Here is a 24,177-nt window from a genome sequence, read left to right as displayed (position 1 = left end):
ACTTCGGCTAATACCCTTAGTACTTGAAGCTGTCACAGGGTTAACTGCGATGCTAATGACATCGGGTATAAATGAATAAATTAACGAATAAATTTCAGTGAGCTACCGATAGGAATATCATCGGGTGTTGGCCCTATTACATGGATAGAACCGGGGAACTCAGGTTGCTTATCACCATTAAAACGAATGGTGACATGACCCAATTCACGCAGGTTCTGAGTTGCCACCTCGCCAACTGCGGTGATGACATAGCGCAGATCAGCCAGTTCCATAATGTTGCCAGCCTGTAGCTCTCCATCGGTGTCGCTGTGCTGATGGATAAAACAGAACTCTTCAATATCTTTGGGTGCCCCTTCGCGGAAGGTGATAAGCATGTCATCAAGCAGCGCCTCGCGGGCGCTGTCGCCGATATTGGTAATAGTTGTCTGATAAATAGTATTCATACGTACATCCTTAACCGTTGAATGTATTACAGATAATTTTGTATTTAGTGCTTACTGATAGATAAAGGCTGATGCTGCCCAGGCAATCAATACTGTTGGCGCTCCGGTAAGGAAACGGCCAACCAGAACCGAAGGGACACCGACACGAACGGTATCTTGTTTCGCTTCGGCCAGAGACAGACCTACTGGGATAAAGTCACATGCTGCTTGGGCATTAATTGCAAATAACGCTGGCAGGGCTAATTGCGGTGGAATATTCCCCAAACCAATTTGTACCCCAACCAATACGCCGATAACTTGTGCGATAACGGCCCCTGGGCCTAAGAACGGTGACAACAGCGGGAAGGAGCAGATCAGTGCCAAGAGCACTAAGCCTATCGGGCTGCTGGCCAGCGGTGTTAAGCCGTGAGCGATAAAGTCGCCCAAACCGGATGCCATAATGATGCCGATTAACGCCGAAACGAAGGCCATAAACGGTAGGATAGTTTTCAGTACGGTATCGATGGTGTCGCGGCCTGACTGGAAGAATACCGCCACAACAGACCCCATCCCCATCCCGACTTTCGCCAGTAACCCGTCACTTTGTTCGGTAATTTTCTTGCTGGTATCGTAATCACGGCCAGCTTTGCTTGCGGTTGCTGTTGCCGGTTCTGCTGGTGCAGCCGTTGCGGTGGCGTGATCGGTTCCACTGACTTTATGGATATTTTTTTCACGCACACCGGAAACATAAATATCTTCCAGTATGTATTGCGCCATCGGCCCGGATTGACCGGTTGAATGGATATTAACGGTTGGAATACGGCGTTTCGGATACAGGCCACAGCGCAGGGTGCCACCACAGTCAATAATCGCCACGGCGATCTCTTCGGCTGGTGGTTCACCTTCTTTGAACCCATCCACCGCTTCCCAGCCAGTCAGTTCACTGATACGGTCAATAATGGCCGGGCGGGTACCCGCGGTGATATAGACAATTTTCTTACCCGGTACGATTGGCAACACTAATGGGCCACCCCAGCCGCCTTCGCCTTTTTCAATCCTGATGAATTCACTCATGCTCTGCTCCACACAGTATGTATTTAATTTACATATTAAAGTTGTACGTTACGGTCCAGACGGATGCCCATTTTGCGTTCAAAGATGGAGGTCGTCAGATCGGTAACCCAGCCACGGAAGAAGTTGGTGAACAACCCAACCAGGAAGTAGCTAACAGCCAGCGGGCCGAGGGGTAAGCCCAGTGTGGTTAAACCACTGGCAATACCTAAGAACACGAACAACTCACCTGGGTTAATGTGTGGGAACAAACCATTCATTGAGTGGCAACTGTAAGAGGCGGCCGCGTAATAACTTGGTTTATATTTTTCTGGCATAAAACGCCCGAGACTTAAGGTCATCGGGTTACAAAATACAAAGGTACCGATCAGCGGCAGCAACAGGTAACGGGAAACAGGGTTACCGGCACAGCGTTGAGCCAATCGTTCAATCCTATCCTGACCAACAAACTTGATCAGTGCATTCATGATTACTAACAAACTGATTAATAAAGGTAAGATCCCGGTGACCATGCCAACAAAAACTTCGCCCCCTTTTTGGAAGAGTCCGATAAACCACTCGGCTCCATGGGTTATGAGTTCAATCATTTTTTTCTCCTGTAATCGAGGTTATGGCTGTTTTTATAAACTTTTGTTTTGAAAAGAAACTTCAGGAACCGCGTGATAAAGCGGTATTCAAAATACTGAGGTTCCAGAATGGACTTCAGCATCTTGTCTGTCGCCATGTGAACTACCATAATCATTTTTTAGATCTATTTATTGCATATGGATCACACTTTGAAAGTAAAACCTTTCAAAGTGAAAATTAAATGTAAAAGAAAAGAGGTTTGAAATGAAAGGTTTTTGCGTAAGAAAATGCGTTAACTCGAGCTAAAGCCAGGTCAACGTTGAGTTAGGCAGAGCGATAAGGGTAATAAAATCTAGAAGAATCATGGGCTAACCGAAGATAGCCCACAGATTGATATTTAGCCCAGCAGTTCACAATTTGGCGGCAGACGGCAGCCAATCGCATTGGGGATTATTTCGATACGGAAATGCTTGCCTGCCAGTGGTTCGCCATCCAGATTAAAAGTGATGTCATGGGGGGCTGTGATTTCCAGCCAAGGCAAGGTAGCCTCCACTACATTTTTATTTTTCTCACCACTGAACACGCTGGTCAGTAGGGCAGGAAGTAATTCTTCTGCGGTCAGCAACCGCAATTGCAGCAAGCCATCATTAATCAGTGCATCGGGGCAGAGAGGCTGTCCACCACCGGCTTGCCGACCGTTGCCGATACCTATTACCAGTGCATCACCCGCCCATTCGAAATCCGGCCCATGTATTTCACAACTGTCTGCTTTAATCGCATCCATGCGCATCAGGCCATGAATAAAGTATGAAGCCCCACCCAGTACGGCTTTGAGTTTTTCCGGTGTCTCAGTGGTAATGCGAGTGCCAAAGCCACCGGTCGCCATATTGATAAAGTAGTGCTCGCTATTTACTCGCGCGATATCAATGGTGACCGCCCGGCCTTTGACTGCCAATTGAAATGCATTTTCTATGTGCAGGGGAATGTTACAACTGGTGGCAAAATCGTTGGCTGTACCTAAGGGCACAATACCTAAATTGGGGCGATTGTAGGAGGGCAGGGCCATCAGCGCACTGGCGACTTCATTAATAGTGCCATCTCCCCCGCCTGCAATTACCGTATCGACCCCCAGACCGGCAGCTTCGCCAACATAACGCTTCGCATCCCCGTGTTCCCAAGTGACTCGAACATGAAGCATAATGCCTTCATCACGCAAGTTCTTGACGGCATTGCGAACTTCAAGATTACCCGATTCCTTACCGTTCAAGATGAGAAGGGTACGTGGCATTGAGGTCATAACGTGCTCCAATCGTTTCTGCGATAGGAGTAACAGTAACCCATAGCTGTTTAATTTACCTATCCCCTTCTTACTTGAACTTGCAGCGGGGTTAGCGGCGTTCAAATCTGCTCCTGACAGATTTGTCACCCGAATCACCTGACTGCGTAAGCTCATCAGGATTAGTGAGGGGCTAGCATAAATGCAGCTCGAATCACTTGCTGGTAGTGGGTTTGGCTTCTTTAGCTATATGAGATTATTCCGACAATATTGCAAATATCAATTATCTTTAAGTTTAATAAAAAGAGGTTTTATTTTTGTTGGGATATTTATTTAACGGAGATAATTATTATTTGATGGTGATGTTATTCATAAAACAGGCTTTCTTATTATTAGTTAATAGCTTAACAAGAATCATTAATAATAAAATTTAGGAAAAATTAATAGTAATCAGATGGATAGGGCCATAAAAAAGAAAAGGCCAGCCCAAGGGAGATTGGGCTAGCCAAGGAGGTGGTTCCTAGTCTTGCTGTAAAACTTTTTTAGTTCTTGATTGTACTCGAGCTATGCTACCCCAGCGTAATTATAATTGATGTGATCCATTTCTAATATTTGCTAAAAATGCCATCTTGGCGATGGCATTATTTTTTTATCGCTTTACGTTACGCTTTTTCATGGGGATTTCGGCTATTTGTCCCATTTAGATTACGTACCAGTAAGCCATATTCCACGTTAATGTCCGCGGGGATGGGCAAATACATGATATGACCATTACCCGGTGCAATATCTGCCGGCTGACCTTTTTTATCTTGCATGCTGTCGAGAATAAACTGGATATTGCCGTTTGGCGTCATCAGCTCAACACTATCACCAACCGAGAATTTGTTTTTGACCACCACTTCAGCCAAGCCGTCACGACGCACTCCGGTAAACTCACCGACAAATTGCTGGCGTTCAGAAACTGAATAGCCGTAATCGTAAGTTTGTTGCTCTTCATGCACATGACGGCGCAGGAAGCCTTCGGTATAACCCCGGTGAGCCAAGCCTTCCAGTGTGGTCAACAAGGTTGGATCAAAAGGTTTACCCGCAACGGCATCATCGATAGCACGGCGGTAAACCTGCGCGGTACGCGCGCAATAGTAGAAGGATTTAGTCCGACCCTCAATTTTCAGTGAATGCACACCTAATTGCGTCAGGCGTTCCACATGTTGAATAGCGCGTAGGTCTTTTGAGTTCATGATGTAAGTGCCGTGCTCATCTTCGGTGGCGGTCATGTACTCACCAGGGCGCTGTGCTTCCTCAATCATAAACACTTTATCGGTTGGTGCACCGATACCCAGTGTTGGCTCGATATTCTTTACCGCAATCGGTTGGTGAATATGCACGATGTTGCCGATTTCATCTTCTTTGCCTTCCTGAACATTATATTCCCAGCGGCAGGCATTGGTGCAGGTTCCCTGGTTCGGGTCGCGTTTATTGATATAACCAGATAGTAGGCAACGGCCGGAATAGGCCATGCACAGTGCGCCGTGGACAAAAATCTCCAGTTCCATATCAGGAACTTGTGCGCGTATTTCTGCAATTTCTTCCAGTGATAACTCGCGGGAGAGAATAACGCGGGTCAAACCCATCTGTTGCCAAAATTTGACGGTAGCCCAGTTGACGGCGTTAGCTTGTACTGACAGATGAATATCCACCTGCGGGAATGCCTCACGTACCATCATGATCAAGCCGGGATCCGACATAATCAGTGCATCCGGCCCCATATCGATCACCGGTTTTAAATCACGCAGAAAGGTTTTCAGTTTGGAGTTGTGGGGGGCAATATTTACGACCACATAGAAGCGCTTACCGAGGACATGCGCTTCCTGAATACCTAATGCCAGGTTCTCGTGATTAAATTCATTATTACGCACCCGTAGGCTATAACGTGGTTGGCCGGCGTAAACCGCATCTGCCCCATAAGCAAAGGCATAACGCATGTTTTTAAGGGTACCGGCAGGCGATAATAATTCCGGGGTAAAAGGAATAGATGAAGACATATAAGTGGCTCTCAGTCTGAGTTCAAGTCAGAACCACGCCCGAAGGGGTGGTTAAAAGCCGGGGATTGTAACCTTGCCAATCAGGAAAATCAGCCATCGCACAATTTTTGTAAGGTTTAAATGATCTGGATCAGTTTAAGCGGATTTTAATGTCTTGGAGCATAAAGGAAAAATTCGTTAATTGAGCGATTTTTTGCTCATTTTTTGACTAAATGATTTTCTTTGAGTAATATTTTGCACATAAATACTGATTTATTCTTTATATGAGCAGTTTTTTGCTCAAGAGGTGTTTGTGGCTAAACTAACGATACAGATCTTCAATCACGGCCTTTGGCATGATGCTGCTGAACTGACTTTTACAGAGCCGGCTCGTGGAAGGCAAGGCGCGGCAGTGCTAGGCTATGACGGCGATTATGCTATTGAGTGGATGTATCGTGATGATGAATTCAGTTGTAGCATAAATTTACCGGTTGAATTAGCTCACACCTATTCGTCTAAGCATTGGTTTGCTTTTATTGACGATATAATGCCCGCAGGCGCAAGCCGCCGCTATTGGGTTAACCAACTTGGTCTGCAATCAATGTCAGCGAGCGAGCAGGATTATATTTTGCTGAAAACGGGCACTATCGCCCCTGTTGGCAATATGCGAATAAAAGATGCAATACCTGAGTTACATCCTGATAGCCAGTTAAACCATATCCGCTTTACATTGCAGGACGTAGTTGAGCGTGACTCATCTTTTTTGGAATATGCGCAGCAAAGAGGGGCCTCGGCAGGGGGGGCGACAGGGGCCGGTGGCGAAGCGCCGAAGCTACTATTATGTTGTTCAGATAATGATGAAATCTGGATTGATACTTTCCAGGATGGCATCAGTAACCAAGATACTCATTATTTAATTAAATTCCCAAGAGGGAAGCGTAGCACTATTGATTGCGATATTTTACGTGCTGAGTATCACTTTTATCAGGAACTGGCAAGCATTGGCATCGATACGATAAAGACTGAAAAGATGAGGCTGATAGAGGGAGATAATTATCCTTCTTTATGGTTACCTCGCTTTGATATTGATTCAATTGAGAATAAGCGAGTTCAATATGGTCTGGAGTCACTTTATTCAGTTATGGATGTTGCTTCGGGTAGCTATTTAAATCATTTTGAGGTAATCCGAACTTTAGTAAAAAAACTGACTTCTCAGTATCAAGTTAATGAATTAGGTCGGCCTTTAAATGTTGAAGCTCTCGTTATTGAAATGATTAAGCGAGATTTATTAAACGTCGCTTTTGGTAATTCTGACAATCATGGCCGCAATACTGCATTAATTAAACGGCCTGAGGGGATCTGGCTCTCGCCTATCTATGATTTTGCCCCGATGAAAGCAGATCCTGAAGGTATTCCCAGAGTGACTCAATGGGGGTCGCCTTATGAAGAGGGAGGGAATTTCGACTGGAAGGGTATTATTACTGAGTTATCTGATCTTGCTGACCCTGACAGTGTCTTTTTGGCATTCCAGCAAGTGGCTGAAAATCTAATAGGTTTGAAGGTTCGTCTTAAAATGCGAGGAGTACCGGACAGCATTCTTAATATGCCGGGAATGGCTTTTGATTATTTGGATGAAAAATTACAACGCTGGGCACATTTATGAAAGTGAAACTTTCACCGCAAGAGCGTGAGAACTTGTTACTGATGTTACTAAGCCAGCTATTTAGTGAACAGATATCTACAGGGGAATTACTGCGCAAACTTAGAAAAGAGATGCTAACCATGTCTCAGGACGAGTTTTCATCTTTGGTTAATATCAGCCGACGTACTCTGTCTGATATTGAAACTGATAAAGGGGGCCAGACGTTATCTGTGCTTGGGCGTGTTTTTCGGCCTTTTGGTTTGAAAATAGGTTTATTGCCACGTAACCAGCAAGTATTGAAAAAAATGCTGGCGAAAGAGTTTGCAGCGGTAACCGAAGATCAGGAGCGTTTGAAATGAGATGCGCGGTCACTCGCCCCGCGCGGGTACCTTTAAGCAACGAATGTAGGTAAAATAGCACTATCAGATAAATAAAAATTACAGCGTCAGATCTTTAATTATGGTGGTCGGGCCATTTTTTATTACGGAGGCAATGCCTTTTTTGGCAGCAGCGTCAGAACTGTAGGATTCACTGACGCCAATAACCTGATGGTTTTTCGCTTTCAAAACGAAATAAGGTTCATTTTTGACGTTGTGCTTCAGCTCATATTGGCTTTCCAGTGGCGAGTTACTCTGCACTGATGATATGCCGTTTTCAGCCGAAGCCTTACTGGCGTACATCTCACTGGAGAGAATAGTTTCGCCATTGCTGGCTTTTAGATTGAAATAGTGCTGCCCATTCTTTGCCTTATTAAGCTCATAGTGACCCATGGTCATAGTGGTTCTCCTGTTGGTTGTGATACCTCTAATGAGTGTAGTCAACGTTGACCGGATGTCAGGTCAATGCGCTATGCACCACCAACATAACGCACCTTTGGCAAAGACGGCATTACAGTAAACGACAGATCTCTGCTTCCCAGCGATACCCCATACCGTACACTGCACGGATAAATGGCTTCTTGCCATCGAGTGATTCCAGCTTGCGCCGGAGATTTTTGATATGGCTATCGATAGTGCGATCCGTCACTACGCGGTAATCGTCATACAGATTATTCAGCAGTTGCTCACGGCTAAACACATGGCCTGGTTGAGTTGCCAGTATTTTCAGCAGACGAAATTCTGCCGGGGTCAATTCCAACTGATGGCCCAGATAACTGGCCTGAAAGCGGGATTCATCAATCAGCAGTGGCACCGTATCACTTGGCTGCTGCGGTAGCGGTCGGCAGCGGCGCAGAATGGTTTTGACCCGCGCCACCACTTCCCTCGGGCTATAGGGTTTGCAGATATAGTCGTCAGCACCGATCTCCAGCCCCAGTAATCGATCAATCTCTTCGGTTTTTGCCGTCACCATCATAATCGGCACATCAGAGAAACGGCGAATTTCTCGGCAAATGGTAATGCCATCGCTACCGGGTAACATTAAATCCAGCAAAATAATGGCCGGTGGCGACTGACGGACTGCCGCCACTACCTCGTCACCCCTGGTGAGCCATTGGGTCTGATAACCCGCAGCCTGTAGGTAATCGACCAATAACTGGCCGAGCTTCGGTTCATCTTCAACAATCAATACGGAGCCAGATTGGCTGGCAGACTGAAGCGGCTCGTGCATTACAATGAATTACCCTATGGAATGGAATAGCGGAAATACTACCGTAATCCGCAGGCCACCCAAAGGTGAATGTTCGGCGCTGATTTTGCCACCGTGGGCCTCGACAATATTGTGGCATATCGCCAGCCCTAGTCCTGAGCCGCCGCTTGCGCGGTTACGTGAGCTTTCGGTGCGATAAAAACGCTCAAAAATACGTTGCAGCTGTTCATCACTAAGGCCCGGTTTACTGTCCTGCCAGTGTAGGGTTAATGTTTCTTCTTCTGGCAGTGCGATAATCTCAAGCTGCCCGCCTTCATTGGTATAACGCAGACTGTTTTCCAGTAAATTATGAAATAGCTGATTCAATCGGTCGGGGTCGCCGAACATTATTGCCTGTTCAGGCAGATGGGCAGTAATGGTGATATTTTTACTTTGGAAACGGCCATGGAAGCTGGCGATAGCGATTTGTAACAGACGCACGGCATCCAGTTGGGTTTTACGGTAGGCCAGTGCACCACGATCTGAGAGCGATAACTGATGCAGGTCGTTGACCAGTTTGGTCAGAATTCCTACCTCGGCTTGCAGTGAGATCAAGGATTCAGGTGTTGGTTGCCGCACACCATCCTGTAGCGCCTCCAACTCGCCGCGCAGTACCGCCAGTGGCGTGCGTAATTCATGCGAGACATCGGCCATAAAGTCGCGCCGCATTTGCTCGTTTTTCTCCAACGAACTGGCAAGTTGGTTAAAGTCTTGTGCCAAACGGCCCAGTTCGTCACGGCTACTGACCGCCACTCGAGTGCTGAAATCACCGGCAGCTAAGCGGTGAGTGCCTTCCACTAACCGTTTTACCGGTGCTAACATCCCGCGCGATAAAACCCAGGTCACCGCTGCCGCCAGCAGGGTTGATAAGCCGACAATAATCCAACTGGTGCGGCGCTGTTGCTGGTCAAAGTTAATATCTGCATTACGCGTCAGTTTTTCGGGGGGAGTCGACATCACCCAGCCCACCACGTTTTTATTCACCTTGATGGCGCGACGGCTAGCTTCTTTCGGCACCTGACCGGTGTGTCCGACCAGTAGATTATTGTGATTATCGACCACCCAGAACTGAGCGCGCCAGCCTCGTGGCGGCAGATTGCGGCTGTTATCACTGCTTTGCTCGAAAGATCGCATGATCTGATAAATCACCTGATCATTATTACGCAGGAAATCCCAGTTACCGTAACGTTGATATTGTACCTCAAGCGCATCTCCCAACATGGCGATGCGCTGCTCATTGCTCTGTTTGATGTAGTCAATGAAACCGCGCTCGAAACTGGCTCTAACCCCCCAGTGCATCGTGATCAACACCAGCATGCAGGTAGCAAATATCGCCATAAACAGTTTTCCGGTAATGCCGATTCTCATTATGTTTTCACCTGTTCTATCGGTTGGCTGGTTTAATGGGTTGGCGGGCCAGATTACGATTGGTGCCGGTATCCGGTGGCACGCGATTAAATATCAGGGCGGGCAGAGCAATGATAATGGCCATGCACATATAGCTGTACAAGAACGCGCTGTGGGTGGCCGAGGTATTGGTTACCACCTGATTATGCGCAAACACGCCCAATAATATCCCGGCGGTGCTGACCCCCAGACTCATGGAGAGTTGCATCACCATCGACAGCAAGCTATTGCCGCTACTGGCAAGGCGGTTTGGTAAATCTTTCAGGGTTAAGGTATTCATGGTGGAGAAGCGCAGTGCGTTAACCATTCCCTGGAAAAATAGCACCACCGGCAGTAGCCATAGCCAGCCCATCAGTGCCACCAGTGGGAAGCTCAGACTAACCACCGCCAGCAGCAATGTCGCGCTGACCAACACTTGCCGGTAGCCGAAGCGGTTAACCACCTGCACGATAATTCGCTTCATGCCCATACTGCCGATAATCATCGGGATCATCATTAAACCTGCATGGAACGGCGTGAATCCCAGCCCGATTTGCAGGAAAACCGGGGTCATAAAGGGCAGCATGCCACTGCCAATGCGCGCAGTCATACTTGCAGTCAGGCCAAGGGCATAGGATTTGTTTTTGAACAATCGCAGTGAAAATAGCGCAGCGTTATTACCTCGGGCATGCCACCAATATCCGGCCAGAGCCAACATCCCAGACAAGACTAAACCCGCAATTGCCAGCGGTGACAAACCCAGCCCTTTATGGCCATCTAACGCCAGTGTTAGGGTTGCCATGCCGATAGCCAGCATGATAAAGCCGCTGATATCAAAGCGACGGGTACGCATGGTGTAGTTAGGCATCAGCATCAGAGTAGCTAACGCGCCAATCACCCCCACTGGAAGGTTGATCAAGAAGATCCAGTGCCAACTGGCGTATTCCACCAGAAATCCCCCCAGCGCCGGGCCAACCAATGGCCCAATCTGGCCGGGTAGGGTGACAAAGGCCATCGCCGACATATATTGTTCGCGTGGCACGATCTTCATCACCGTCAGGCGGCCCACGGGTACCATCATTGCGCCACCGACCCCTTGAATCACGCGAGAGGCGATAAGCTCATTCAGGGTTTCAGATTGCGCGCACATCAGTGAACCAAGGGTAAACAGAATGATTGCTGAGAAAAATACCCACTTAACCCCGACACGATCAGCCAACCACCCGCTAGCGGGCAGCATCACAGCCACCGTCAACACATACGACACAATGACCGATTGCATACGCAATGGGTTTTCACCCAAACTGGCCGCAATCGAGGGCAGGGCGGTATTGACGATGGTGGTATCCAGCGTCTGCATAAAGAAACCGAAGGCAACGATCCACAGTTGCCAGCGTATACCCGTCATCTTTCAACCTGCTGCTGTGTTGACTGCATTCGCTTACCCGAATCACTTACGGGTTTTGACCTTAAAATATAAGTCAGCTCATCGGGACTCTCTCGCTTGCCGCCTGGGTATATCGCCATAGGCTATTCCAGCTTCATTAGCGGCTGCTTACTAAAGCGGCTGCGTAATCGGTCAAAATAGAGGTAAACCACCGGTGTGGTATACAGCGTTAGCAGTTGGCTCATTACCAGCCCACCGACAATGGTTATCCCCAGTGGTTGACGTAACTCTGCCCCATCACCACTGCTTAGCACCAGTGGCAGCGCCCCGAACAAGGCGGCCAATGTGGTCATTAGAATCGGCCGAAAGCGCAATAAACTGGCCTGAAAAATAGCATCGCGGGCGCTGAGATTGCCATTACGTTGCGCGTCGAGGGCAAAGTCCACCATCATAATGGCGTTCTTTTTCACGATACCAATCAATAGCATAATGCCAATAAGTGCGATCAGGCTAAAGGGGGCGTCGAACAGTTCTAGCGCCAGTAGCGCGCCCACCCCAGCAGAGGGCAGTGTGGACAGAATGGTCAGTGGATGAATATAGCTCTCATACAACATCCCGAGCACGATATACACCGTAGCGATAGCGGCCATAATCAGCCACAACTGCGATTTCAGTGTTTCCTGGAATACCTGCGCGGTACCAGTAAAGGTGCCGCGCACGGTGGCAGGCACCCCAAGTTCCGTCATTACCCGCTCAACGGCGGCGGTTGCTTCAGATAAACTTCCGCCTTCCGGTAAGTTAAATGAGATGGTCGAGGCGGCGGATAAGCCTTGATGATTAACCGACAGTGGTGCATTGGCCGGTTGCCACTTGGCGAAATAAGACAATGGAATTGACTGACCGCTGCTATTAATCACAAACATCTTATCGAGCGAACTGACATCCTGAGTGTATTGGGGGGCAACTTCCATCACCACTTTGTATTGGTTCAACGGTTGATAAATGGTGGAGATCTGCCGTTGACCAAAGGCGTTGTTTAACAGGGCATTGGCTGTGGACACATCAATCCCCAAGCGCGCCATGGTCTCGCGATCGTAAGTCAGTGCCATCTCCGAGCCTTTATCCTGCTGGTCAGAGTTAACATCTGCCAGCTCCGGCAATTTAGCCAGCGCGGCGCGGACTTTGGGTTCCCATTCACGTAGTGCGGCTAAATCGTCTGCTAACAGCGTAAATTGATAACTGGCGTTGGCTTGACGGCCACCGACGCGAATGTCCTGCACCGGTGCAAGGAACAGGCTCGCCCCCGGTTCTTTGGCTAGTTTGGCACGCAGACGAGTGATAATTTGCTGAGCGCTCTCACTGCGCTCACTCAAGGGTTTGAGCGAGATAAACATCGACCCGCTATTCGTGCGTGAGCCACCGGTGAAGCCGGTGACATTGTCGACCGCCGGATCATCGTTGACTATCTTCATGAAATCCTTCAGCTTCTGCTGCATCGACTGAAACGAAATACTTTGATCAGCTTGAATAAAACCCATCATCCGGCCAGTATCCTGCTCGGGGAAAAAGGTTTTCGGGATACTGATATAGAGCCAAACATTGAGCGCGATAGTGGAAAGCAGCACCACCATCACCCAACGTGTATGACCCAGTACCCAATTGAGTGAGCGACCATAACCTTGCTGAATAGACAGCAGCATTTTACCAAACCCGCGAATCCGGGGTTGCTGACCAACCGGGTGTGATCGTAGCAAATGGGCGCACATCATTGGCGTCAAGGTGAGGGAAATGACCAGTGAGATGCCGATAGCCACCGACAGTGTTATGGCAAATTCGCGGAATAAACGGCCCGGTAACCCTTCCATCAGCAGCAGTGGAATAAATACGGCCACCAGCGAAATACTCATCGACAACACGGTAAAGCCCACTTCGCGCACCCCGCGCAGGGCGGCGGCTATTGGTTTTACCCCCGCTTCCAGATGGCGGGAAATATTCTCCAGCACCACAATGGCATCATCAACTACGAAGCCGGTGGCGATGGTCAATGCCATCAATGACAAGTTATTCAGGCTAAAACCGCACAGATACATAGCGGTAAATGTTCCGATCAACGAAACCGGCACGGCAACCGCAGGAATAAGCGTGGCACGGCCGGAGCGCAGAAACAGGAATACCACCAGAATCACCAAAGCTACGGCTATCATCAATGAGCGCTCCACTTCATCTAACGAAGCACGAATGGTCGGCGAGCGATCTTGTGCAATAGTCAACTGAATTGAGGCGGGGATCGAGGCACGCAGGGCCGGAAGTTCTGCTCGAATCCGGTCGACGGTGGCGATAATATTTGCCCCCGGCTCGCGGCTGATTACTAACAGTACCGCCGGTTTACCATCGGACATCCCGGCGTTACGAACATCTTGCACTGAGTCCACCACCGTGGCGACATCCTGTAGCCGTACCGCTGAACCATTGTTGTAATGAATCACCAGTGGGCGATAACCCTCTGCGGTTTTGATCTCATCATTGGCCTGCACCTGCCAGTGCTGTTGGCTGGAATCGATAGCACCTTGTGGGCGGCGAACGTTGGCGGCGCTGATTGCTTGTCGCACCGCATCCAGCGAAACGCCTTGGTTAAACAGCGCCCCAGGATTCAATTCAACCCGCACCGCAGGCAGGGAACTGCCTCCCACCGAGACATCACTGACCCCCTCGGTTTGAGCAATTTTCTGCGCCAATTTGGTAGAGGCAAAATCATACAACTGACCTTGGGTAAAGGTATCCGAGGTCAGCGTCATTATCATGATGGGCGCATCCGACGGGTTCATCTTACGATAGGTCGGGCGGTTTGGCATGCCGGTGGGTAGCAAGCTTTGCGCGGCATTAAGCGCTGCCTGCACATCACGGGCTGCACCGTTGATATCTCGATCGAGGGAGAATTGCAGAATGATCCGCGTGCTGCCCAATGAACTGGTAGAGGTCATTTCATTGACGCCCGCAATTCTGCCCAGTGCGCGTTCCAGCGGTGTGGCAATTGAGGACGCCATGGTTTCAGGATCGGCCCCTGGCATCGATGCACTCACCGAAATCACCGGATAATCCACCTGCGGCAGCGGTGATACCGGCAATAAGCTAAAACCGATAATTCCGCTGAGGGTGATAGCCAGTGTCAGCAGGGTGGTAGCCACCGGGCGATGGATGAACAGAGCGAAGAATTTCACGGCTGCTCCTGTCCATGGGGTAATTCAGGTGTGTCAGTATCCTGATGGCGATAGCGATTTTTGCCATGGGAGTTGCGTGCCAGTTTATCGAACAACAGATAGATAACCGGAGTGGTAAACAGGGTTAGTACCTGACTGACAATCAGCCCGCCGACCATACACACACCCAGCGGTTGGCGTAGCTCGGCCCCGGCCCCGGTACTGAGCATTAATGGCAATGCACCAAACAGCGCTGCCAATGTGGTCATCAGAATCGGGCGGAAACGTAACAAGCACGCCTGATAGATAGCATCATACGGGGTCATCCCCTGATCCCGCTCTGCGGCCAGTGCAAAGTCGATCATCATGATGGCATTCTTCTTTACAATTCCGATCAGCAGAATAATGCCGATAATGGCAATCACATCCAGCTCATTGCCGGTCAGCATCAGCGCCAGCAAGGCACCGACACCGGCGGTGGGCAGAGTTGACAAGATAGTGACCGGATGAATAAAACTTTCATATAACACGCCGAGCACGATATACATCGCCACAATCGCGGCGATAATCAGCCACAGAGTGCTACCGAGTGCGGCCTGAAATGCCAGCGTAGAGCCTTGGAAGCGGGTGGTGATATCCGCCGGTAGCTGAATTGCCTGCTCAGCTTGTGTCACCGCGTTTACCCCCTCACCCAAGGAATATCCCGGTGCCAGATTGAAGGAGATAGTGGCTGACGGGAATTGATTCAAATGGTTAATCGATAATGGCCCGAAGCGCTCCTCAATGGTGGCAATACTGCTCAGCGGCACCCCTTTACCATCGCTGCCGGTCAGGCGGATATCGTTAAACGCCGCCAAGCCCGGCGTGGCCTGCACGTCATGTTCTAGCACCACGCGGTATTGGTTGGCTTGGGTATAAATGGTGGAAATCAGGCGTTGACCAAAGGCGTTATATAGTGCGCTGTCGATAGCTGCCATCGTGATACCTAAACGGCTGGCGCTATCGCGATCGACATTAACAAACGCCACCAATCCTCGGTCCTGCCAATCACTGGTGACATCCTGGAAGGGAGCTTGTTGCTGCAACTGACTAACCAGCTTCGGTACCCAAGTACTCAACTCCTCAAGTGTCGTGGCTTGCAGGGTGAACTGATATTGTGTCCGGCTCAGTTGCGTATCAATGGTCAGATCTTGTACCGGCTGTAAGTAAAGTTTAATCCCTGGGACGCCGGTAACGCTTTCCTGTAAGCGGGTAATGATCTGTGGGATGCGATCGTCACGGCTGTTGAGTGGTTTAAGGTTAATCTGCAACCGGCCATTGTTCAGCGTGGCATTGGTACCGTCAACGCCGACAAATGAGGTCAGGCTTTCTACCGCTGGATCTTTAAGGATAATGGCGGCCACTTGTTGCTGGCGTTCCGCCATATTACTGAATGAAACGGATTGCGGTGCTTCCAGGGTTCCTTGAATCAGACCATTGTCTTGCAACGGGAAGAAACCTTTCGGCATCAGCAAGTAAAGCAGCACCGTCAGGACCAGTGTGCTCACCGCTACACCCAAGGTTATCCATTGATGATTAAGCACTTTTTTTAGTGCCACGGCATAATGGGCGATCACCCAGTTAAAGAACTTCTCACTGGCGCGTGACAGGCGGTTTTGCTTACGCAGTGACTCATAACTGAGCATCCGCGCGCACATCATTGGGGTCAGAGTCAGCGAAACTACCGCTGAAATCAGGATCGCCACCGCCAGTGTTACGGCAAATTCGCGGAACAGCCGGCCCACGATATCGCCCATAAATAGCAACGGAATCAACACTGCAATTAATGAGAAGGTGAGTGAAATAATGGTAAAGCCAATCTCTCCGGCCCCTTTCAGCGCCGCATCCAGCGGTCTCTCGCCTTTTTCGATATAACGAGAGATATTCTCTATCACTACGATGGCGTCATCGACCACAAAGCCCGTGGCAATGGTCAGCGCCATTAACGTCAGGTTATTGATTGAAAACCCGAGAAAATACATCGCCGCAAAGGTCCCGATCAGTGACAGCGGTACTGCGACACTGGGGATAATGGTGGCTGCGGCATTGCGCAGAAACAGATAAATCACCATCACCACCAGCACAATGGCGAGCAATAACTCAAACTGCACGTCACTGACGGAGGCGCGGATGGTGGTAGTGCGATCGGTTAGTACCTTGACATCAACCGACTTGGGCAAGCTTTTGATCAACTCCGGCAGCATCTCGCGAATACTGTCCGCGGTGGCAATGACGTTGACCCCCGGCTGGCGCTGGATATTCAACACAATCGCCTGCTGGGTATTGGCCCATGCAGCCAGTTTGTTATTTTCCGCGCCCTGCTCAATGGTGGCGACATCCTGCAAGCGGATCGGCGCTCCATTTTGGTATGCAATGATCAGATCACGGTAATCCTCGGCAGATTTCATCTGGTCATTAGCCGACAATGTCACCGAACGGGTGGGGCCATCGAGGCTACCCTTGGCAGAATTGACGTTAGCATTGCTGATGGCAGTACGAATGGTTTCGCTGTCCAGCCCCAATGCGGCGACCGCCGGGGCATTCAGTTTCACCCGCACGGCGGGGCGCTGTCCGCCGGAAATAGTGACCAGACCGACCCCGGTGACTTGCGATATTTTCTGCGCAATCCGGGTTTCGACCATATCTTCTACTTGCGTCATCGGGATGGCAGTGGAGGTCACGGCTAAGGTCATAATCGGCGGATCAGCCGGATTCACTTTGCTGTAAATCGGGGGGTAAGGCAGATCATTGGGCAGTAGATTGGTGGCGGAGTTAATGGCAGCCTGCACCTCTTGCTCTGCTACATCCAGTGGCAAAGTAAGCTGGAATTGCAGCGTAATCACTGACGCACCACCCGAACTTTGTGATGCCATCTGCTTGAGGCCGGACATTTGGCCAAACTGGCGCTCCAGCGGCGCGGTAATGGATGATGTCACCACATCCGGGCTGGCCCCAGGATAGAGTGTCACCACCTGAATCGTCGGGTAATCAACCTCCGGCAGGGCAGAAACCGGCAGCGCGCGGTAACCGAGAATCCCGGCCAGCAGAATGGCAATCATAAATAATGTGGTGGCAACCGGGCGCAGGATAAACAGCCGTGACGGCCCGCCACCAGGTGTTGGAGGCATCACTTGCATCAGGATTTCTCCGCAGGAACAGTGTTACTCGTCGCTCTTCTGCCCCGATGTGTGGCTTTCTCCTCCGTGGCTGCTTTCTCTGCGACACCCGTTTGGTTTGCTGCTGCGGCCCGTGGTGTTACCACTTCGACCTGTAAGCCTTCGGTCAGGCGATCAATACCGTCAGTGACCACGCGTTGACCCGCATTCAGGCCGGCGCTAATAACCACTTGTTTGCTGTCTTGAATACCGGTAGTGACCAGATGCTTACTGACTTTATTTTCATCATTTAGGGTCCAGACAAAGCTCCCTTCGTTACCCATTTGTACGGCGGCGGTTGGCACCACCACAGCATTTTGCAGTAAATCGACTTTGATACGGGCGTTGACAAACTGGTTGGGGAACAGGATGTCATCGTTATTGGCAAAGCGTGCTTTCAGCTTAATGGTGCCGGTGGTGGTATCAATTTGGTTATCAATACTGAGCAAATAGCCCTGCGCCAGTCGTTGTTTATTGGTGCGATCCCAAGCTTCTACTGGCACGGTAGTGTTATTTTTGGCCGCATTTTTCTGCGCTTGCATGATAGCGGGGATATCGCTTTCTGGCAGCGTAAAGACCACATCAACCGGATGTGTCTGAGTGATCACCACTATGGGGGCTGTGGTACCGCTGGTAATGTAATTACCGACATCGACCTGTTTTAGGCCCACTTTGCCAGATATTGGGGCGGTAATTCGGCTATAAGTCAGTTGCAGTTTGGCACTGTCGATAGCGCCTTGATCGGCTTTAACACTGCCTTCACTTTGGCGCACTAACGAGGCTTGAGTATCGAGCTCTTGTTGTGAAATGACCCCGGTTTTCACCAATTTTTGGTAGCGGGCTAAATCACGGCGGGCATTGTCCAGCGTGGCCTGATCTTTTGCCAGTTGGCCCTGTGCTTGGGTCAGTTGTACCTGATAAGGGCGTGGGTCGATCTCCACCAGTAAGTCACCGGCGTTGACCTGTTGCCCTTCAGTAAAGTGGATTGCCATTAATTGGCCATCGACCCGGCTGGTCACGGTGACGGTATTGGCGGCAATCACGGTACCTAGGCCGGTAAGATAACGGGGTACGGCTTGTTCGGTGGCGGTGGCCGCCTGTACCGGCGACATGGGCATATTACGTCGGCCACCGGCGCGGGCTGTTGTCGTCCCGCCAGCGGTGTGCTGCGCACCTGGCGCGGTGTTGTTGGTGGCCGCGCTAAAATAGCGCCAGGCAAATATAGCAACAGTAATCGCCACCACCGCCCCGAGTAACATCAGTACTCTGGAAGTGCGTTTGGATTGAGCTTTCATGATGGCGGGAGTCCTTTTTGTTTATTTTGTTATGCGCACATAGATGCAATCAATTGGGTATTGATATGTTACTAGTTTAGCGGGGATTTACCGGATAAAAATGGAGGAAATATGGAAGTAGTGTCAGGGTATGTGGGATTTTGGTTTTTATAATTTTAGGATTCAAAACTGATAGGGTTTGGTTGCGGTTGATATTCGATTAAGTGATGTGATCTGTTTCTTGATTACCCACTGCGCAGTGGGTAATCAAAATAGCATTAACGATACAGGGTCTGCGCCCAACGGGCCAAACCGGCGGTCACTGAGCCGAAGTCATTGCCACCCACCAACGGGATACCCGGTAGTTGCTGTTGCAGGGCGGCTCGCAATAACGGGGAGCGAGCACTGCCGCCTGTCAGATAGATGACATCTGGAGTGATATGGCTGGTGGATAATGCCAAACTGACTTGTTCCTGAATCCGTTGTAGTGGCTGAGATATGGCTTCAGCAAGCTGTTGCTGGTTGATAGTCTGGCCTAACTCTGGCTCGACAAAATTCAGTGCAGTCGCTACTTGTACTTGTTCGGATAGCGCGATTTTGCTCTCTTCCGCCGCCCGAACTAAACGATAACTCAGGCGCTGTTGATACACTTTCAGCAGGCGCTCTACTTGCTGTGGATTGGCCGCGTCACGAATCAAATCACGCAGGAAGCGGCCGTTAACCGTGCTGTAGAAATCGCTCTGTGCCGGAACATCGTTAGTCGCAACGGCATTCCAATAGGGCAGTGACGGCAGAGCAATCCCTTTTTCGGTTTCGCCCCCCATGCCAAACAGCGGCATCAGTTGTTTAAACGCGAGCATAATATCCAGATCGTTACCACCAACGCGACAACCACTGTGACCCAGCAGGCTTTGTTGACGGTCTGCCAGCCCCTGCCATTTAGGCCCCATCAATAGCACCGAACAGTCAGTGGTACCACCACCGATATCCACCACTAGTACGGTTTTTTCTTCTGTCAGCGTCGCTTCAAAATCTAGCCCTGCCGCGACCGGTTCAAACTGGAAAGCAATATCGCGAAAACCGGCGCGTTGGGCGGCGCGCAGTAAAATCCCTTCTGCCTGGCGATTAGCATCCTCACCGCCAGAGCCTTGGAAGTTGACTGGACGACCAATTACGGCCTGACTAATTTCTGATGCCAGTACGGATTCTGCCTGACGTTTGATATGGAACATCATGGCGCAGACCAAATCCTCAAACAGCGCCAATTGCTGAGGTTTCAGCCCATTGGCACCTAGGAAGGATTTAGGTGATTTTACAAAGTATACGTCTTCAGGGTCTTCGATATAGTGGGCGAGGGCAGACAGGCCAAATGTCAGACTGTCGGCAGCAACCGGAATATCCTCTTCGCGATTGAATGCCATGGCCCGGCGTAATAGCTGCTGATTTTCGTCGCTACCGGTGGGTACCTGCCAGTGGCGGTGCAGGCATTCACTGACCGCTTCCCGTGTTGGCGCGCACAACATGGAGGGCAGATAGACGTCATTATTTTCCAGTGCCAGTAAGTTGGGAGCATCATCCCGCATCACGGCAACTGAGCAGTTTGCTGTGCCGTAGTCAAAACCAATGAACATAATTGCCCCCCAGGCCAAATAAAGGGGTGCGACTTTACCCGAGAGTGGGCAGCGGGGCAATCGTCATGTTAGTGATTTTTTAATCATGGTTGAGGATGCAACATGACGAGCCGGTTATTTAATCGCAAAATAGCCACTGTCGAGTAAATCAGACAACGGTTGCGGCGGGCTGATGGTTTCACCGTCAGCTAAATCGACACCGATGGTTATCAGTTTATTGAGCGTTAGAGGGAGTTCTGCTGGCCCAGCCAGAGTGGCGATATTGGCTCGCTGAGCGGTACCATTAATGATAGAGACCAGCACTTCATCCATCTGGTTAATATGGATATGGGAAATTAACTCGCTGTTAAACTTAAGATAATCGATAGTGTGATCCGCCAGTAACTCGAAATCATTCAGGTTATGACCAAACTCTTTAACGATGAGTTTACAGCCCAGTTGTTGCAATTTGGCGAGAAAATTGCCAATCGCGAAGGGGTATTGCAGTAAGGTGGATTCATCGACCATCCAATAGAGACTTTGTGTTGGCAGTACGGTTTGCCGCACCAAGGTCAGCAATGATTGGCGAAACTCTTCTTTGAGCAGCGCCGCCTCTGACAGCGGGATAGCCAGCGCCAGCCCTTTATGTTTGATAGCTTGGGCATGTGTCATTAACAGTTGCTCACAGACCCAATTATCAATCTGCGGCAGCAAGCTATAGAGCAGCGCGGCTTCCTGAAACTCAGCCTGGCTGACGTTAAGGCCATGTGGCCGATTAACCTCGAAACTGATTTGATAGAAACAGACAGACAATGGCGTTCTGGGGGGCGCGGTTGGGGTGAGTTGCAATACCAGTTGGTTATCATTGAGAATATTCTCAACATCTTCCCTGCTCAACAGCTCGTGTTGGCGTGCTAATAGCTGCTTTTGCCGTGGCTGATAGAGATAAACCTGACCGCGTCCACTGTGTTTAGCGGTGTAACAGGCGATATCTGCCTGTGCCATAATTTCACTGCGCTGATTGTTATTGCTACTTATTTGCGTCACACCGGCGCTGGCCCCAATACGATAGAGCTTATCTTCCCAGTAGAAATGATAGCCATTAATCAGTGATACCAGACTTTGGGTAATGGCTTTGGCATGGGGTAGGGTGCAGTTGAGCATCAGTAAGCCAAACTCATCACCGCCGAGGCGTGCAACACAATCGCTGTTACGTAAGTGCTGGCGCATCAACTGGCTCAACTCTTTCAATAATGCGTCTCCTGCGGGATGCCCGGCAGTGTCATTAATGGCTTTGAAATAGTCTAAATCAAGGAAAGCCAATGCATGTTGTTGGTTAAGTTCGACGCTAATTTGGATTGCCGCTTTCAATTTATTCTCAAAATTGGCGCGGTTTGGCAGACCTGTGAGATTATCGTGAGAGGCGCTGTGGCTGAGTTTGCGCATCATTGCGCGCGATTCGCCGACATCCTGGAACACCAGTACCGCCCCGACAATGTCCCCTTCCAACGTTTTCAGCGGCGCGACCGACTCCTGAATATCATAATGCTGGCCATCACGATGGTGTAATACCATTGACTCATTGAACGAAGAGTAGGGGCGATGATTAAGGCAATGCTCTATCGGGTTATCAATCTCCGCGCCGTCTACGCCGTTAGTCAACTTGATGATATGGTTGACCGGTTGGCCCAATGCGATGGTATTTGCCCAGCCAGTCATTTTCTCGGCCACCGGGTTCATAAAGGTAATCTTCATCTCCTGATCGGTACAGACCACAGCTTCACCGATGGAGTCCAGCGTGATATGCAGTCGCTCTTTCTCTTCGTGCAGCGCTTCCGTCAGATTTCTGATTTCCGTCATATCCAGCGTGGTACCAATCAGACGCAGAATATTGCCATTTTTATCACATATCATATTGGCTTGATTACGCAGATGGACAATTTCACCATCCGGTAATAACAGCCGGAATTCCAGACGGTATGGCTGGCGCTGCTTGAGGGCGGCGCTATATTCGCGATTAACCCGATTGATATCTTCATGATGAATGTATTTCTGCCAAACACGCTCATCAACCTGGGTATTAAAAGGAATATGATAGAGTTCATACATCCGCTTATCCCAACTGATAACCTGCGTTTTGATATCCAATTCCCAGATACCGATCCCCCCAGCCTCGTTAGCCAGCGTAATACGCTCCATTAGGCGGCGGTTAATAATCTCGGTTTTTTTCAGCTCATTGATATCTTCAGCCTGCGAGATGAAATAGAGCGGTTGCTGTTGGTGATCCCGCACCACACTGACCACCAGTAGTGCCCACACGATTTCACCATCGCTGCGAATATAGCGCTTTTCCATCGAATAGCTGGGGATACGGCCATGATACAGGTCGTCGAGTAATTTCAGGTCCGCAGAGAGATCGTCTGGATGAGTAATTTGCTGGAAAGTCAGGGTCAGTAATGTCTCTTGGGAATAGCCTAATAACTTGCATAAGGCCTGATTGACCTGCATCCATTGGCCTTGCGGTGAGACCAAGGCCATACCGATGGCTGAATATTCCATCGCGTTACGAAAGCGGTTTTCGCTTTCAATAATATGCTCTTTCTCCATGCGAAAAGAGTGCATTACCATTGCCATGGCATGGGGCGGAATTAACACCATTAATAAAGGAATAAAGGAGAACGCTTGAATTGACAGGTTAGTATCGGAATTAATGGTATACAGCTTGAAATTAAGCATCAATGCAATCAGCAATGTTGCCATAAAGCAGATGGTAAATGTCTCAAAACGCGGTAAGCGGATTGAGGTCCAGATCAACGTCATGATGACAAAAGTGAAGGGGAAAGGCAGATAAATCAGTCCGATATAACAAGCTGATAGTGATATTATCATCATAAAAATCATATCAAACAGCGCTTTGGATTTGGTCGCGATATTGAAGTAACCTCGACGGTAAAGTAACCCGACCGGCCCTAAGGCCAACATGCCTACCGCTTCGGACATAAACCACACCGTGAGCACTTGGGTAAAGCCCCCGTTTTGTGGGGATAAATACCAAGCCGCTGCCAGCCCACTGGCTAGAGGGACCACAATCACAGTGCAAACCGAGAATTTAAGCCAACTGAGCAGGTTATTGAGCGGGTCTTTGGTTTGCAGGAATTTACGCAGTAACCAGGCCCCGGCGGATGCCTCTGCCAGGTTGATAAATGTTAGGGGTAACGGGAACCAACTGAGGCCATATAAAATAAAATTAGCAGCAACAATACATATCCCTGCGGCCAATAATTGCCATAACCAGTAGCGCATAGGATGGTGGAACAGCGCCACCATTAATACTGCCGTCGGGAACCATAATGGGGCAAGGTTTTCTGACCGTTCAGAAAGCTGGATACAAAAGAGTGCGAGCAAAAATACGACTATGCTGATGATAGTAATGTGGATAATGGTTCTATTGTCAGGTGCCGGTCTTTCGGACGCACTGAGATCCATATAACGCCTTATTTTGCT

At 49.6% G+C, this 24,177-nt stretch carries 16 protein-coding genes; 2 read left to right on the top strand and 14 right to left on the bottom strand.

The features are described 5' to 3' along the window. Nucleotides 1-80: 80 nt before the first annotated feature. From srlB to yegQ, 5 genes are all read right to left on the bottom strand, one after another. A complete protein-coding gene (srlB, locus tag Q2T72_RS16010; RefSeq protein WP_083163238.1) occupies nucleotides 81-443 on the bottom strand; it encodes a PTS glucitol/sorbitol transporter subunit IIA in 363 nt (120 codons plus the stop codon). Between the two features lie 51 nt (nucleotides 444-494). Next, entirely contained in the window at nucleotides 495-1,496 is a 1,002-nt protein-coding gene (locus Q2T72_RS16005; RefSeq protein WP_083163240.1) for a PTS glucitol/sorbitol transporter subunit IIB, read from the bottom strand. A 35-nt stretch (nucleotides 1,497-1,531) separates the two neighbouring features. Beyond that, entirely contained in the window at nucleotides 1,532-2,080 is a 549-nt protein-coding gene (locus Q2T72_RS16000) for a PTS glucitol/sorbitol transporter subunit IIC (protein ID WP_004877312.1), read from the bottom strand. 377 nt (nucleotides 2,081-2,457) lie between these two features. Then, on the bottom strand, nucleotides 2,458-3,348 hold the full coding sequence (gene yegS, locus Q2T72_RS15995; RefSeq protein ID WP_083164140.1) for a lipid kinase YegS: 891 nt from the start codon (nucleotides 3,346-3,348) through the stop codon (nucleotides 2,458-2,460). A gap of 650 nt (nucleotides 3,349-3,998) precedes the next feature. Next, nucleotides 3,999-5,378: a tRNA 5-hydroxyuridine modification protein YegQ gene (yegQ, locus tag Q2T72_RS15990; RefSeq protein WP_372569458.1), complete on the bottom strand. Its 1,380-nt coding sequence runs from the start codon at nucleotides 5,376-5,378 to the stop codon at nucleotides 3,999-4,001. 292 nt (nucleotides 5,379-5,670) lie between these two features. Between yegQ and Q2T72_RS15985 the strand changes: the two genes are divergently transcribed. Then, entirely contained in the window at nucleotides 5,671-7,020 is a 1,350-nt protein-coding gene (locus Q2T72_RS15985; protein WP_372569457.1) for a type II toxin-antitoxin system HipA family toxin, read from the top strand. Continuing rightward, the gene (locus Q2T72_RS15980; RefSeq protein WP_050084756.1) at nucleotides 7,017-7,358 is read left to right on the top strand and encodes a helix-turn-helix transcriptional regulator; all 342 of its coding nucleotides are present in this window, start codon (nucleotides 7,017-7,019) and stop codon (nucleotides 7,356-7,358) included. Before Q2T72_RS15985 ends, Q2T72_RS15980 begins: the two co-directional genes overlap by 4 nt. A 78-nt stretch (nucleotides 7,359-7,436) precedes the next feature. Here Q2T72_RS15980 and Q2T72_RS15975 read toward each other — a convergent pair whose 3' ends face one another. From Q2T72_RS15975 to Q2T72_RS15935, 9 genes are all read right to left on the bottom strand, one after another. Then, the gene (locus Q2T72_RS15975; RefSeq protein ID WP_083163248.1) at nucleotides 7,437-7,775 is read right to left on the bottom strand and encodes a YegP family protein; all 339 of its coding nucleotides are present in this window, start codon (nucleotides 7,773-7,775) and stop codon (nucleotides 7,437-7,439) included. A gap of 112 nt (nucleotides 7,776-7,887) precedes the next feature. Continuing rightward, the gene (baeR, locus tag Q2T72_RS15970; RefSeq protein ID WP_083163251.1) at nucleotides 7,888-8,607 is read right to left on the bottom strand and encodes a two-component system response regulator BaeR; all 720 of its coding nucleotides are present in this window, start codon (nucleotides 8,605-8,607) and stop codon (nucleotides 7,888-7,890) included. Nucleotides 8,608-8,616: 9 nt separating this feature from the next. Further along, nucleotides 8,617-9,993, bottom strand: coding sequence for a two-component system sensor histidine kinase BaeS (gene baeS, locus Q2T72_RS15965; protein WP_372569456.1), 1,377 nt, complete (start codon nucleotides 9,991-9,993; stop codon nucleotides 8,617-8,619). A 16-nt stretch (nucleotides 9,994-10,009) separates the two neighbouring features. After that, nucleotides 10,010-11,419, bottom strand: a complete 1,410-nt coding sequence (locus tag Q2T72_RS15960; protein WP_083163255.1) for an MFS transporter — start codon at nucleotides 11,417-11,419, stop codon at nucleotides 10,010-10,012. Nucleotides 11,420-11,541: 122 nt separating this feature from the next. Continuing rightward, the gene (gene mdtC, locus Q2T72_RS15955; RefSeq protein WP_372569455.1) at nucleotides 11,542-14,616 is read right to left on the bottom strand and encodes a multidrug efflux RND transporter permease subunit MdtC; all 3,075 of its coding nucleotides are present in this window, start codon (nucleotides 14,614-14,616) and stop codon (nucleotides 11,542-11,544) included. Then, a complete protein-coding gene (locus tag Q2T72_RS15950) occupies nucleotides 14,613-17,771 on the bottom strand; it encodes an MdtB/MuxB family multidrug efflux RND transporter permease subunit (RefSeq protein WP_083163259.1) in 3,159 nt (1,052 codons plus the stop codon). The genes mdtC and Q2T72_RS15950 overlap by 4 nt, the downstream gene beginning before the upstream one ends. Continuing rightward, nucleotides 17,771-19,084, bottom strand: a complete 1,314-nt coding sequence (locus tag Q2T72_RS15945; protein ID WP_372569454.1) for an MdtA/MuxA family multidrug efflux RND transporter periplasmic adaptor subunit — start codon at nucleotides 19,082-19,084, stop codon at nucleotides 17,771-17,773. Before Q2T72_RS15945 ends, Q2T72_RS15950 begins: the two co-directional genes overlap by 1 nt. Nucleotides 19,085-19,341: 257 nt before the next feature. After that, a complete protein-coding gene (gene yegD, locus Q2T72_RS15940) occupies nucleotides 19,342-20,694 on the bottom strand; it encodes a molecular chaperone (RefSeq protein WP_372569453.1) in 1,353 nt (450 codons plus the stop codon). Between the two features lie 114 nt (nucleotides 20,695-20,808). Next, nucleotides 20,809-24,159 (bottom strand): diguanylate cyclase, encoded by a 3,351-nt coding sequence (locus Q2T72_RS15935; RefSeq protein WP_193784799.1) that lies wholly within the window; start codon nucleotides 24,157-24,159, stop codon nucleotides 20,809-20,811. Between the last annotated feature and the right edge of the window lie 18 nt (nucleotides 24,160-24,177).

The sequence above is a fragment of the Yersinia sp. 2466 StPb PI genome (assembly GCF_041538325.1).
Classification (GTDB): Bacteria; Pseudomonadota; Gammaproteobacteria; order Enterobacterales; family Enterobacteriaceae; genus Yersinia; species Yersinia enterocolitica_E.
This window is presented reverse-complemented; position numbering and strand designations above follow the sequence as displayed.